This window comes from Streptomyces sp. NPDC052064, from assembly GCF_055585925.1.
Window position 1 is genome coordinate 369,354 of record NZ_JBVJJE010000007.1, and the last position, 13,328, is coordinate 382,681.

10 protein-coding genes are annotated in these 13,328 nt (G+C 72.4%); 1 reads left to right on the plus strand and 9 read right to left on the minus strand.

Annotated features, from left to right (window positions below; all coding sequences use genetic code 11):
- Positions 1-14 precede the first annotated feature (14 nt).
- Complete coding sequence (locus ACZ6TU_RS21390) at positions 15-983, plus strand: DMT family transporter (RefSeq protein ID WP_467675725.1); 969 nt, start codon at positions 15-17, stop codon at positions 981-983.
- Here ACZ6TU_RS21390 and ACZ6TU_RS21395 read toward each other — a convergent pair.
- The 9 genes from ACZ6TU_RS21395 to ACZ6TU_RS21435 all read right to left on the minus strand — a co-directional run bounded on the left by ACZ6TU_RS21395 (position 972) and on the right by ACZ6TU_RS21435 (position 13,282).
- Positions 972-2,342, minus strand: a complete 1,371-nt coding sequence (locus tag ACZ6TU_RS21395) for an MFS transporter (protein ID WP_467675727.1) — start codon at positions 2,340-2,342, stop codon at positions 972-974. The genes ACZ6TU_RS21390 and ACZ6TU_RS21395 overlap by 12 nt on opposite strands.
- A gap of 191 nt (positions 2,343-2,533) precedes the next feature.
- A complete protein-coding gene (locus ACZ6TU_RS21400; RefSeq protein WP_467675729.1) occupies positions 2,534-3,616 on the minus strand; it encodes a Zn-dependent alcohol dehydrogenase in 1,083 nt (360 codons plus the stop codon).
- A 22-nt stretch (positions 3,617-3,638) separates the two neighbouring features.
- The gene (locus ACZ6TU_RS21405; protein ID WP_467675731.1) at positions 3,639-5,027 is read right to left on the minus strand and encodes an aldehyde dehydrogenase family protein; all 1,389 of its coding nucleotides are present in this window, start codon (positions 5,025-5,027) and stop codon (positions 3,639-3,641) included.
- A gap of 129 nt (positions 5,028-5,156) precedes the next feature.
- A complete protein-coding gene (locus tag ACZ6TU_RS21410) occupies positions 5,157-6,497 on the minus strand; it encodes an ABC transporter ATP-binding protein (protein WP_469550251.1) in 1,341 nt (446 codons plus the stop codon).
- Positions 6,498-6,755: 258 nt separating this feature from the next.
- The gene (locus tag ACZ6TU_RS21415) at positions 6,756-8,057 is read right to left on the minus strand and encodes an MFS transporter (protein WP_469550254.1); all 1,302 of its coding nucleotides are present in this window, start codon (positions 8,055-8,057) and stop codon (positions 6,756-6,758) included.
- 34 nt (positions 8,058-8,091) lie between these two features.
- Positions 8,092-9,564 carry a CitMHS family transporter gene (locus ACZ6TU_RS21420; protein WP_467675737.1) on the minus strand — a complete coding sequence of 491 codons (1,473 nt, stop codon included), beginning with the start codon at positions 9,562-9,564 and terminating at the stop codon, positions 8,092-8,094.
- 99 nt (positions 9,565-9,663) lie between these two features.
- The gene (locus ACZ6TU_RS21425; RefSeq protein WP_469550256.1) at positions 9,664-11,970 is read right to left on the minus strand and encodes a molybdopterin oxidoreductase family protein; all 2,307 of its coding nucleotides are present in this window, start codon (positions 11,968-11,970) and stop codon (positions 9,664-9,666) included.
- A 92-nt stretch (positions 11,971-12,062) separates the two neighbouring features.
- Positions 12,063-12,680: a TetR/AcrR family transcriptional regulator gene (locus ACZ6TU_RS21430; protein WP_467675741.1), complete on the minus strand. Its 618-nt coding sequence runs from the start codon at positions 12,678-12,680 to the stop codon at positions 12,063-12,065.
- Entirely contained in the window at positions 12,677-13,282 is a 606-nt protein-coding gene (locus ACZ6TU_RS21435; protein ID WP_469550258.1) for a hypothetical protein, read from the minus strand. The genes ACZ6TU_RS21430 and ACZ6TU_RS21435 overlap by 4 nt, the downstream gene beginning before the upstream one ends.
- Positions 13,283-13,328: the final 46 nt, after the last annotated feature.

Here is a 13,328-nt window from a genome sequence, read left to right on the forward strand (position 1 = left end):
CTAGCCTCGGGATCATGATGAACAACACCCCGTCCCGTCCCGCCCGTCGCGCGGAACTGCTGGCCGCCGCGGCGGCCACGGTGACCGTCGTGCTGTGGGCGTCCGCCTTCGTCTCGATCCGCAGCGCGGGGGAGGCCTACTCGCCGGGCGCGCTGGCGCTCGGGCGGCTGCTGGCGGGAGCGCTGACGCTGGGGGTGATCTGCCTGCTGCGGCGGGAGGGGTGGCCGCCGCGCTCGGCCTGGCGCGGGATCGCGGTGTCGGGGCTGCTGTGGTTCGGCGTCTACATGGTCGCCCTCAACTGGGGCGAGCAGCAGGTCGACGCGGGTACGGCCGCCCTGGTCGTGAACACCGGGCCGATCCTCATCGCGCTGCTCGGTGCCCGGTTGCTCGGTGATCCGATGCCGCCGCGGCTGCTGGCGGGAATGGCGGTGTCGTTCGCAGGTGCGGTGACCGTGGGGCTTTCGATGTCCGGCGAGGGCGGTTCCTCGGTGCTCGGGGTCGTGCTGTGTCTGCTGGCGGCGGTCACGTACGCCGGTGGTGTCGTCGCGCAGAAGCCGGCGCTGGGTACGGCGAGTCCGTTGCAGGTGACGACGTTCGGCTGCCTGGTCGGCGCCGTGGTCTGTCTGCCGTTCGCCGGGCAGCTCGTCCAGGAGGCCGCCGAAGCGCCGGCCTCCGCGACGCTCAACATGGTGTACCTGGGCGTCTTCCCGACCGCTCTCGCCTTCACGACGTGGGCGTACGCCCTGTCCCGGACGACCGCGAGCCGGATGGGCGCGACGACGTACGCGGCGCCCGCGCTGGTCGTCCTGATGTCCTGGCTGTTCCTCGGCGAGGTGCCGGGGCTGCTCACCCTGGTCGGCGGTGTGCTGTGCCTGGCGGGTGTCGCGGTGTCCCGGTCGCGGTCGCGGGCGGCGGCTCGGGCCGGGGATCCGGGAGCGGTCGCGGAGCCCCGGCCCGAGCGGACTTCGGACTCAGCCCGCTGACTCGGCTTCCGCCTTGGCCTCGGGCGCGGCCTCCGGTTCCGCCGAACGCGCCCTGCCCGCGAGGACCTTGATCGACACCAGGGCGATCACCGAGAGCGCGATGATGTAGCCGGACACCGCCATCGAGGTGCCCGTGGCCTCCAGCAGCAGCACCATGACGAAGGGGGCGAGGCCGCCGCCGGCGACGGCCGCGATCTGATAGCCGAGGGAGGCGCCGGTGTAGCGCATCTCGGGCGTGAACAGCTCGGCGAACAGGGCGGCCTGGGGTCCGTACATGATGCTCAGGAAGCAGCTGGCGACGAAGGTGCCGACCGCGAGCCACAGCAGTGAGCCGGTGTCGATCAGCAGGAAGAGCGGTACGGCCCACAGCGCGATGCCGACCGCGCCGAAGGCGTAGATCCGGATGCGGCCGATGCGGTCGGAGAGGGCGGCGGCGGCGGGGATCAGCACGAGCTGGGTGAGGCTGACGCAGAGCGAGACCGTGAGCACCGGGCCCTTCTCCATGTCCAGCTCGCGGGTCGTGTAGTCGAGGACGCCGGTGATGAGGATGTAGAAGGTCGCGGTGTTCACGGCGAAGGAACCGCCGGCGAGGAGCACCGTGCCGAGGTGGCCGCGCAGGATCGTGCGCAGCGGCGAGCTCTGCTCGGACTTCTCCTGCTCCGCGAGGGCGCGTTCGGCCTCCCGGAACGCCGGGGTCTCCTCGACGCGGGTGTGGATGTACCAGGCGAGGCCGAGCACGAGCAGGCCGACCATGAACGGCACCCGCCAGCCCCAGGTCGCGAACGCCGAGTCGGTGGTGAGCGCGCCGGCGGCCAGGAAGACCGTGTTGGCGGTCACCACGCCGATGGGGACGCCGAGCTGGACGACACTGCCGTAGACGCCGCGCTTGCCCTCCGGGGCGTACTCGGTGGCCAGGAGCATCGCGCCGCCCCACTGGGCGCCGACGGCGACGCCCTGGGCGACGCGGAGCAGGACGAGCAGGATCGGGGCGGCGACACCGATCGTGTCGTACGTCGGCAGCAGGCCGATGCCGGTGGTGGCCACGCCCATCAGCGTGAGCGCGAGGACCAGCATCGGCTTGCGGCCGCGCTTGTCGCCGAGGTGGCCGGCGACGATGCCGCCGAGGGGACGGGCGAGGAAGCCGACGGCGAACGTGGCGAAGGAGGCCAGCACGCCGGCGGTGGGACTGCCTGCGGGGAAGTAGAGGTCGCCGAGGATGAGCGCGGCGGCGATGCCGAAGACGAAGTAGTCGTACCACTCGACGGCCGAGGCGAGGGCCGCGGCGGTGGCTACGCGGCGGCGGCTGCCCAGGGCGGGCGTGGTGGGGGTGTCCGGCTGAGCGGAAGGGGCCGTGTCCATGCGGTGCACGCTCCGGTGGGTGCGGGGACGGAACGGGGGGTGGCTCGGGTCCGGGGAACGTACTGACCGGACGGTATGTACGTCAACGGGTCGCGCACCAGGAGTTTTGCCTGTACGCGCCACCGACTACGGGTGCGGGCATGCCTCAGGCCCCGGCCTCGCGCGGAGGCCGGGGTGCCGGGGGATACGGGCTAGAAGACGACCAGTGCCCGGCCGCCCTTGCCCGCCAGCATGTTCTCGAAGGCCGTCGGAATGCCGTCCAGGGAGATGCGTTCGGTCACCAGGGCGGTCAGGTCCAGACGGCCCGCCCGGACGTGTTCGGCGAGCACCGGGAGGTCGTCCGCGGGGTTGGAGTTGCCGTAGACGCAGCCGGAGAGGGTGCGGCCCCAGTGGAAGATCTCCAGGGCGTTGAAGGTGACCTGCTGGTCCTTGCCGCCGATGCCGACGACCGTGGTGCGGCCGCCGCGTCGGGTGGAGTCCCAGGCCGTGCGGATGGAGACCGCGCGGCCGGCGCACTCGACGGCGACGTCGACGCCCTGCTTGCCGGTGAGCGCGCGGATCTCGCGGGCGGTGTTCTCGGAGGCGAGGACGTAGTCGGTGGCGCCGGCCGCCCGGGCCAGCTCCTCCTTCTCGGCGGACACGTCCACCGCGACGATCTTCGAGGCGCCCGCGATCCGGGCGGCCTGGAGGGCGGCGAGTCCCACTCCCCCGACGCCGAACACCGCGACCGTCTCGCCGGGCCGTACCTGGGCCGAGTGGTGGACGGCGCCGTAGCCGGTGAGGACGGCGCAGCCGAGGAGGGCCGCGTCGGTGAGCGGAACGCCGTCCGGGACGGGCAGGGCACAGGCCGCGGACACCACCGTCTCCTCGGCGAACGCGGCGACGTTCAAACCGGGGTGGAGGTCGGTGCCCTCGGTGGTGCGGGCGTAGACGTCGGCGGCGCCGCCCAGCGCGTTGGCGCACAGCCAGACCTCGCCGAGCGAGCAGGCGTGGCAGGTGCCGCAGGACGGGGCCCAGTTGAGGACGACCCCGTCGCCGGGCGCGACGTGACCGACGCCCTCGCCGACGGCGACGACCGTGCCGGCGCCCTCGTGGCCGAGGACGGCCGGAACCGGGACGCGCATGGTGCCGTTGGACAGGGACAGGTCGGAGTGGCAGACCCCGGCGGCGGCGAGCCGGACGCGGATCTGGCCGGGTCCGGGGTCCGGCAGGTCGATGCCGGTGATCTCCAGCGGGGAACCGACGGCGGGCAGGACGGCGGCGCGGACAGCCATGACGGAAGGGACTCCCCTGGGGCTAGAACTGGAGGGACTTGGTCTGGAGGTACTCGGCCAGGCCGTGCACGCCGAGCTCGCGGCCCACGCCGGACTGCTTGTAGCCGCCGAAGGGGGCGAGGGGGTTGAAGCGGCCGCCGTTGATGTCGACCTGGCCGGTCTCCATCCGGCGGGCGAAGGCCACCGCCTCGGTCTCGCCACCGGCCCAGACGGCGCCGGCCAGCCCGTAGACCGTGCCGTTGGCGATCCGGAGGGCGTCCTCCTCGTCGTCGTAGCGGAGGATCGACAGGACCGGGCCGAAGATCTCCTCCTGCGCGATGGTCATGTCGGGGGTGACGTCGGCGAAGACGGTCGGGCTGACGAAGTAGCCCTTCTCGCGCGGCGCTTCGGGGCCGCCGGCGACCAGGCGGGCGCCTTCCGCGACGCCCTTCTCGATATAGCCGCGCACCCGGGCCTGCTGCTTGGCGTTGACGACCGGGCCGATGCGCTCGCCGTACTTGGCGGCGGCCGTCGCGGCGAGGTCCACCGCCTCGTCGTGCTGGTCGCGGTGGACCAGCATGCGGGTCCAGGCGCTGCACGTCTGCCCGGAGTTGGACATGACGTTGGCGACGCCGACGTTGACCGCCTTGGCCAGGTCGGCGGTCGGGAGGATGACGTTGGCGGACTTGCCGCCGAGTTCGAGGGCGACCTTCTTGACCTGCCCGGCGGCGATCGCGGCGATCCCGCGGCCGACGGCGGTGGAGCCGGTGAAGGAGACCAGGTCGACGCCCGGGTGCTCGGCGAGGGCCTGGCCGGCGACCGGGCCGAGCCCCGTGACCAGGTTGAAGACGCCCGCCGGGATCCCGGCCTCGTGCACGGCCTCCGCGAAGAGGCGGGCGACCAGCGGGGTGTCCTCGGCGGGCTTCACGACGACCGTGCAGCCGGCCGCGAGGGCCGGGGCGACCTTGGCGACGATCTGGTGCAGCGGGTAGTTCCAGGGCGTGATCGCCGCCACGACACCCACCGGCTCGTGGTGGACGACCGAGTTGCCGGTCTTCTCCTCGAAGGCGTACGTGGCCGCCAGCTCGGCGTAGGAGCCCGCGACCGCGATGGGCACGGCCGCGTGGACGGCCTGCGAGAACTTCAGGGGCGAGCCGAGTTCCGCCGTCACCGTCTCGGCGATCTCGTCCGCCCGGGCCACGAGCACGTCCCGCAGGGCCGCCAGACGCGCCGCCCGCTCGGCGGGCGGAGTCGCGGCCCACTCCGGCAGGGCGGCGCGCGCGGCCCGTACGGCGGCGTCGACGTCCTCGGCGGTGCCCGCGGGGACCGTGCCGATGACCTGCTCGTCGACCGGGTTCACGACCTCGATCACGTCCTGGCCGGCGGCGGGGCGCCAGGCGCCCCCGATGTACATGCCGTCGTGTGCCTTCATCGCGCTTCCTCCGGGGGCGGGGCATCGTCGTCCGGCACATAAACTAGCGACGATAGTTTTCCGGCGCCAGACGTCCCGGGTCCCGGGTCATCACAGCACGGAGTCGACCCCGCCCGGGTGTGCGGCTCCTCACTCCTCCAGATCGGGCAGGCGCGCCGGGTGCGGGCAGATGCGGTCGCCGTGCTGGTCGAAGACGAAGAGATGGGCGAGGTCGACGAGGAGCGGCACCTGCATGCCGTGGCGGAGGGCCAGGTCCGGGGTGGTGCGGACGATGAGGTCGCCGGGCAGGCGAGGTTCGGCGGCCGCGACGCCGGGGCGCGCGTCCCCGGGGTGGTCCAGGGCCACGACGGGGCCCGCCCGTCCAGCGGCGGACCGCTCCCGCAGGCGCCCGATGACCGAGCCCTCGCGGCGGCGGCGCCGGGCGGGGCGGCCGGGGCGGGGACGCGGGGCCTCCAGTTCCGGGACGACCGCGGGGCTGGAGCCGGTGTTGAAGTGGACGAGGATCTCGTGCCCCTGGAACTCCACGTGCTCGACCAGTCCGGTGATCGGCACCTCGCCGGGGCGGGCCGCGGAGCGCTTGGCGATCCGGACGGCTTCCGAACGCAGGCCCACGATGACCTCGCGCCCCTGCTGGACGCGCAGCAACTGGTGGTCCAGGGAGAGCGGCTCGGGCAGGCGCAGGAACTGCTTGCCCAGGCTGATGGTCATCGCGCCGTCCAGCGGGGCGCGCACCAGGCCGCGCAGGAGATTGATGCGTGGAGTGCCGATGAACGCGGCGACGAACACGTTGCCGGGCAGCGCGTAGACGACACGCGGGCTGTCGACCTGCTGGAGCACGCCGCCGCGCAGCACGGCGACCCGGTCGCCGAGCGACATGGCCTCGGACTGGTCGTGGGTGACGTAGACCGTGGTGACGCCCAGCTCGCGGGTGAGCTGGGAGATCTCGGCCCGCAGATGGGTGCGGAGCTTGGCGTCGAGGTTGGACAGCGGCTCGTCCATCAGGAAGGCCGAGGGGTGACGGGCGATCGCCCGGCCCATGGCGACCCGCTGGCGTTCACCGCCGGAGAGCTGGGCGGGCAGGCGGTCGAGAAGGTCCTCGATGCCCAGCATCCGGGCGGTGGCGTCCACGCGCGGCCCCGGGTCGGCGCCCGGGGCCTCGATACGCAGCGGGAAACCGATGTTGGCGCGGCCGGTCATGTTCGGGTAGAGGGCGAAGTTCTGGAAGACCATCGCCATGTCCCGCCCGGACGGCGGCAGGTCGTTGGCGTACTCGCCGTCGAGCAGCAGCTCCCCCTCGTCGATCTCCTCCAGGCCGGCGATCATCCGGAGCACGGTCGACTTGCCGCAGCCGGACGGCCCGAGCAGCACGAGGAACTCGCCCGGCGTGATGTCCAGCGACAGCCGGTCCACCACGCGGACGCCTCGTGTGTAGGCCTTGCTCACGTCGTGCAGGGAGATGGCGCGTGTCATGAGGTGCCCCCGAGGGGTCATCAGGGCGCTGGTGCTCCGCGGTCGGAAGCCCCGTGCGGGTCGTACGGGGCTGTGGGTCACGGAAGTTAACGGAATGTGTGCGGCCTGGGGAAGACACGAGGCGCGATCCGGGGTTTTGGTCCAGCTGGTGAGAAGGCGGACGGCCTGATTCGGCCACGCCCTTCGTGCAAATGCCGCGTCACCCGCCCCTCTGCCGCATAGCCGCCGAAACGGATCGCAACCGCGCCCTACGACCCGTCAGATATCGCTCTTCCGCCGCAGCCGCACCCTTGACCGGCGGACCGCACCCGACCCTTCCCCTGCTTGGCCCGCCCCCTCCTCTGCCTCCTCCTCCGACGCCTCCTCCGACCCGCCCCCTGCCGCCGCACCCGGCTCCCCCCGCGACCGCATGGCGACCCCCGAGGACAGCAGCAACAGCACCCCGAGCATCACGAACGGCGCCGCCACCCCCGCCACCCCGGCGATCAGCCCGGCCGCGGCGGGAGCGGCGACCTGGCCGAGCCGGTTGCCGGTCAGGCGCAGCGCCAGGGCCGTGGAGCGGGCCTCGTCGGGGGCGGCCTGAACGACCGTCGTCATGGACAGCGGCTGCCCCACGCCGAGGCAGAAGCCGAGCAGCACGAGCAGCAGGCCGAGCGCCCACACCGGCACCGGCAGGGCGATGCCCGCGCACAGCAGGGCCGCCAGCAGACAGGTCACCGTGAGCAGCAGGGTGCGGCCGAGCAGCCGCAGGAGGGGCGTGAGCACCAGGCGGCACGCGATGGTGGCCGCCGCTCGCAGGCTGAGCAGGACGCCGATCACGGACGGCGCGATGCCCCGGTGCTCGCCGACCACCGGAAGGTAGGCGGTGAGGATGTCGGTCGCGGACAGCACCGCGAGACTGATGAGGATGCCGGCCGGCACGCCCCGGGTGCGCAGGATGCGCCCGACCGGGACACGGTCGCCCTTCTCCGCGCGGGACGTGGCCGCCGTGCGACGGTGCTCGATGTGCCACAGCGAAGTGAACGCGACCGCCCCGATCGCACCCGCCACGATCAGGGCGAGCGCGCTGGTGCCCGTCATGTCGTCGCCGCCGATCACCGCGCCCGCGGCGATGGGGCCGACCAACTGGCCGAGCGCGGCACCGATGGTGAAGTGGCCGAAGTTGCGGTCCTGTTCGTGCGGCGCGGACTGGCGGGCGACGAGGGACTGGGAGCCGATGACGAAGCAGAGGTGGCCGAGCCCCATCACGCCGCTCCACAGGGCCATCGCCCACAGGGAGTTCGCGACGCCGCTGAGCGCGCAGCCGCCGGATATGAGGACCACACCGAAGGGCAGCAGGGGCGCGCAGCGGCCGTGGTCGGTACGGCGGCCCAGGGGGACGGCGGCGAACAGCGGCAGCAGCGCGTACACACCGGCGATCACACCGACCGCACGCTCGTCCGCGCCCAGCGCGAGGGCCCGGTAGGAGACGGCGGGCCGGGCCATCGACACCGCCCCCTGCGCGAAGCTGAAGGCGATGACGAGGCGGAGCAGCCAGCCGCGGTTCCCACCGGGCCTCACGATGTCCTCCATGCGGGTCGGATGACCACGGGGATCAGATGATGCCGAACAGCAAGCCTGCCCCGAGGATGACCAGGCATGTGAGGGCGGCCCACTTCACGACGAACTTCGTGTGGTCGCCGAACTCCACCTTGGCCATGCCGACCAGGACGTAGACGGCGGGGACGAGCGGGCTCGACATGTGCAGCGGCTGGCCGACGAGCGAGGCACGGGCCATCTCCAGCGGGGAGACGCCGTGCGCGGCACCCGCCTCGGCGAGCACGGGGAGGACACCGAAGTAGAAGCCGTCGTTCGACATGAAGTACGTCAGCGGCAGGCTCAGCACACCGGTGACGATGGCCATGTGCGGGCCCATGCTGGCGGGGATGACGTCCACCATCCACTTGGCCATCTGGTCGACCATGCCGGTGCCCTGCAGGACGCCGGTGAAGACGGCGGCGGCGAAGACCATGCCGGAGACGTTCAGGACGTTCTCGGCGTGCGCGGCGATCCGGGCCTTCTGGTCGGGGATGTGCGGGAAGTTCACGGTGAGGACGAGCGCGGCACCGAGCAGGAACAGCACCGGGATCGGCAGCCACTCCATGATCATCGCAGTGAGCAGGACGACCGTGAGCAGCGCGTTGAACCAGTAGAGCTTGGGGCGCAGGGTGGACCGGTTCGGGTCGAGGCCCTGGAAGCCGTCCTCGTCCCGCGTGTCGCCCTCGGGGGCGTCCGACCCGGAGCCCGCACCGCCGGCGGCGCCACCGTTGCCCGCGGCGCTCTTGCGCATGTCGACCTTGCCGTCGCCGGAACCGCCGGCTCCCACGAGGACCGTCTCGGTCTCCTTCTCCTCCTCCAGCACGTCGTCCAGCGTCAGCACGCCCAGCCGCCGGCGCTCACGCACACCGAGGACGTAGGAGAGGACGAACACGAAGAGCAGGCCGACCAGGAGCGCCGGGATCATCGGGACGAAGATGTCGCTGGCGTCGAGCTTGAGCGCGGTCGCGGCGCGGGCGGTCGGGCCGCCCCAGGGGAGGGTGTTCATCACGCCGTTGGCCATGGCGGCGACACCGGTCATCACGACCAGGCTCATCTTCAGGCGCTTGTACAGCGGGTACATCGCCGAGACGGTGATCATGAAGGTGGTGGAGCCGTCGCCGTCCAGCGACACGATCGCGGCGAGCACGGCGGTGCCGACGACGATCCGCATCGGGTCGGCTTTGCAGAATTTGAGGATGCCGCGGACGATCGGGTCGAAGAGGCCGACATCGATCATCACACCGAAGTAGACGATCGCGAACATGAGCATCGCCGCAGTGGGGGCGAGGTCGGTCACGCCGTCGAGGACGTAGTCGCCGAGCTTGGCGCCCTTGCCGACGAACACGCAGAACAGCGCGGGAATCAGCACGAGCGCCGCGATCGGCGACATCTTCTTCATCATGATCAGGACCAGGAAGGTCGCGATCATGGCGAAGCCGAGGATGGTCAACATGAGTGGATACCTAACGTTCGCCCTTGAACATCCCACCAGGGCCGGCGGTGTCCGAGACGTTAGGTGCGTTCAAGCAGCGTTAACAAGACGTTGACGTGCGAGCAATAAGCGCAAAACTGCTGGTCACAGCTTTGCTCAGGTCAGAGCGGTGAGCTTTTCGGTCACGGATGCGCATCCGGGGGCCGTCTCGGGGGTGACCTCGACGGGCACTCCGTTGAGGACCGCGTTACCCGACAGCGGGTCGAGCAGACGGCCGTCGAGGAGCTGGTTGACGTTGACGCCGGGGTCGGTCGCGGCGTGGCCGAGGCGGGTGCCGGGGCGGTCGTGGCCCCAGCCGTGCGGCAGGCTCACCACACCCCGGCGCACCTCGTCCGTGACCTCGGCGGGTGCGGTCACCTCTCCCCCGGCGCCCTTCACGCGCACCGGCGCCCCGTCGCGCACGCCCAGCCGTTCGGCGTCCTCGGGGTGGATGTGCAGGGTGCAGCGGTTGGAACCGCCGGTGAGGGCGGGCACGTTGTGCATCCAGCTGTTGTTCGAGCGGAGGTGCCGGCGGCCGACCAGGACGAGCCCGTCGGGGCGCTCCTTCAGGGCGCGCTTGAGGCGGGGCAGGTCGTCCGCGATCGGCTGCGGCAGCAGCTCCACCTTGCCGCTCCTGGTCTTCAGCGGCTGCGGGAGCCGGGGGCGCAGCGGGCCGAGGTCGATGCCGTGCGGGTGCGCGAGCAGCTTCTCCAGGGTCAGTCCGTCCGGTCGTACGCCGAAGCCGTCGCCGTAGGGGCCGAGGCGCAGCATCATGTCCAGCCGTCGCTCGGGGCCGTTGTCCCCGGTGAGCCTCGTTGCGAGCTCGCGAGGGTCCCGTCCGTGGACGGGCGAGTGCGGTTCCTCGACCGCCTTGCCGAGGGTCTGGTCGATGACCATCTGGTCGACGGCGGCGGGATCGGCCCCGTGCTTCCCCAAGCTCTCGGCTTCGCTCGAGCAGGGGAGGCCCCAATCCGTCACGGCGAGGATCAGCCGGGCCAGGATCTCAGTCTCGGCCATCCGGCCCGGCTCCAGAGGGATCGCGGGGCGGGTGTAGCGGACCTGGTTGCGTACGGCGAGGGTGTTGAAGGCGAAGTCGTGGTGCGGGCTCTGGGAGGGCGGGGGCGGGGGCAGGACGACGTCGGCGTGGCGTGCGGTCTCGTTGAGGTACGGGTCGACGCTGACCATGAAGTCGAGCGATTCGAGCGCCCTGTCGAGCCGGTCGCCGTCGGGTGCGGAGAGCACGGGGTTGGCGGCGACGGCCAGGAGCGCGCGCACCGGCTCGCCCTCCTCGGTGGCGGTGTCGATCTCCTCGGCGAGGGCGGAGAGGGGCAACTCGCCCTTGGCCTCCGGGTGCCGGCTCACGCGGGAGTGCCAGCGCCCGAGGGCGAAGCCGCGGCCGGGTCCGGCGGGGCGCGGGGTCTTGTCGGTGGCGGCCTGCGGGAAGAGCGCGCCGCCGGGGCGGTCGAGGTTGCCGGTGAGGATGTTCAGTACGTCGACGAGCCAGCTGGCCAGGGTGCCGTGCGGGACGGTGCAGCTGCCGATGCGGCCGTAGACGGCGGCGGTGGGGGCGGCGGCGAGCTCGCGGGCGAGGGTGCGGATGACGCCGGCCTCGACATCGCAGGCGGCGGCGACGGCTTCGGGGGTGAACTCCCGCAGGGCGTCGGCCACTTCCTCGACGCCCTGCACGCGCGGGGTCGGCTCGGTGAGGCCCTCGGCGAAGAGCACCTGGGCCATGGCCGCCAGCAGCAGAGCGTCGGTGCCGGGCCGCACGGCGATGTGCCGGTCGGCGAGCTTGGCGGTGCGGGTGCGCCGCGGGTCGATCACGACGAGCGTGCCGCCGCGGGCCTTGAGGGCCTTGAGTTTGCCGGGGAAGTCGGGGGCCGTGCACAGACTGCCGTTGGACTCCAGCGGGTTGGCGCCGATCAGGAGCAGATGGTCGGTGTGGTCCAGGTCGGGCACGGGGATGGCGTTCGCGTCGCCGAAGAGCAGTCCGCTGGAGACGTGCTTGGGCATCTGGTCGACCGTGGAGGCGGTGAAGACGCTGCGCGTGCCGAGCCCGGCGAGCAGCACCGTCGGGTAGAGGGCGCCGGCCACGGTGTGCACGTTGGGGTTGCCGAGGACGACGCCGACGGAGTTCGGGCCGTACCGCTCCACGACGGGCCGGATGCCGGCGGCGACCGCGTCGAAGGCCTCTTCCCAGGTGGCCTCGCGCAACTCGCCGTCCCTGCGCACGAGCGGGGTGCGCAGCCGGTCGGGGTCGGCGTCGACGGCCCCGAAGGAGGCGCCCTTGGGGCAGACGAACCCCTTGCTGAAGACGTCGTCGCGGTCACCTCGGGCGTGGGTGACGCGCGTCCCCTCGATGGTGAGGGTCAGGCCGCACGTGGCCTCGCACAGGGGACAGATACGCAGGGCGGTGCGGGACACGGGTCCTCCAGGGGCGGCGGCTACGGTGACGCGCGGACGGCCCGAGCATACCGACCGGTACGCATGGCGGGGAGGTCCTGGCCGCGGTGAGGTCAGTCGAGCACCCGGGCCAGATACGCCCGCAGCATCTCCCGCATCTCCTCGATGATCTTCTGGTCCCCTTCCGGCGCGACCCGGAACGCCAGGTGCACGAGGGTGTCGGCGGTCTCCACGGCGATGAGGAAGACCCGGCGCAGCTCCTCGTCGGGCTCACGGTCGAGATAGCCGGAGAGGAGCTCGGTGAGGCGGTCGGCGACGCGGTGGTTGGGTTCGGCCTGTCGGGCGCCGACCGGGATCTGGTTGCCGAAGTCGACGAGGGAGAAGCCGGGCGCGGTGCGCTTCATCTCCAGGTACTCGCCGAGGACGGCGTCCATGGCCTCGCGCCAGCCCCCGTCACCCGCCTCCCGCAGGCGCCGGGTGACCCGCTCCGAGTAGCGATCGAGGTTGCGCTGGGCCAGCGCGTCGACCATCTGGCGCTTGTTGCCGAAGAAGCGGTAGACCGAGCCGATGGGGACTCCGGCCCGCTGGGCGACGGCACGGGTGCTCAGGGCGTCGTAGCCGACCTCGTCGAGGAGGTCGGCGCAGGAGTCGAGGATCCTGGTCAGGCGTTCGGCGCTGCGCCGCTGCACGGGCGCACGACGGAGCGATGTCGCGTGGGGCACGGGCTTCATGATGCCTGTCCGGCGCGGTCCGGTGAACCTCGCCCCCCGGTCCGGGACCGGATGTCCGCCGCATGCGGCCGCGCTTGCCGCCGGGCGTCCGCGCTCGGCGTGGGGTGGGGGCCGGGCTCCGACGCGGTGATGTCGGCCGTGCTCTCCACGGGTGCGCCGTCCACCGCCCACACCGTGCCGTCGTCGGCGCAGAGGCGGGCCGTGACCTGGTGCGTGCCGCGCGGTACGAGGCGGTCGGCGAGACGGTGCTCCGCGGCGCGGAGCCGGGCGACCGGGCGGCCGTCCACATAGAGCCGCGCGACACCTTGCCCGGCCACCACCCGGGCCGCCACACCGGAAGGTGAGAAGCGGAAGTTCCGCACGGTAAGACGCACCTCCCAGCCGCCGGCCGCGTCGGGCTGCACCTCGATGCCGACGTCGGGGGCGTCCCGCCGCTCCACGTCACGGAGGGGACGCCCTTCCGCGTCCCGGTCCTCCAGGAGGCTGCCCACCGGTGCGGGCGACGCCCCGTTCTCCTGCCCATCACCGGAGCCACAGCCCGCGGATCCGGTCAGGAGGACACAGACCGCGAGCACGGCCAGAGATCTGCGTGTCCACGACATGCCGGGGAGCGTAGAACACGCGTCCGGGCCGGCGGATCGTCCTGGA

Coding starts and splice junctions, on each gene's coding strand:
- ACZ6TU_RS21390 (WP_467675725.1), top strand. CDS start 15: ATGATGAACAACACCCCGTCCCGTCCCGCCCGTCGCGCGGAACTGCTG.
- ACZ6TU_RS21395 (WP_467675727.1), bottom strand. CDS start 2,342: ATGGACACGGCCCCTTCCGCTCAGCCGGACACCCCCACCACGCCCGCC.
- ACZ6TU_RS21400 (WP_467675729.1), bottom strand. CDS start 3,616: ATGGCTGTCCGCGCCGCCGTCCTGCCCGCCGTCGGTTCCCCGCTGGAG.
- ACZ6TU_RS21405 (WP_467675731.1), bottom strand. CDS start 5,027: ATGAAGGCACACGACGGCATGTACATCGGGGGCGCCTGGCGCCCCGCC.
- ACZ6TU_RS21410 (WP_469550251.1), bottom strand. CDS start 6,497: ATGACACGCGCCATCTCCCTGCACGACGTGAGCAAGGCCTACACACGA.
- ACZ6TU_RS21430 (WP_467675741.1), bottom strand. CDS start 12,680: ATGAAGCCCGTGCCCCACGCGACATCGCTCCGTCGTGCGCCCGTGCAG.
- ACZ6TU_RS21435 (WP_469550258.1), bottom strand. CDS start 13,282: ATGTCGTGGACACGCAGATCTCTGGCCGTGCTCGCGGTCTGTGTCCTC.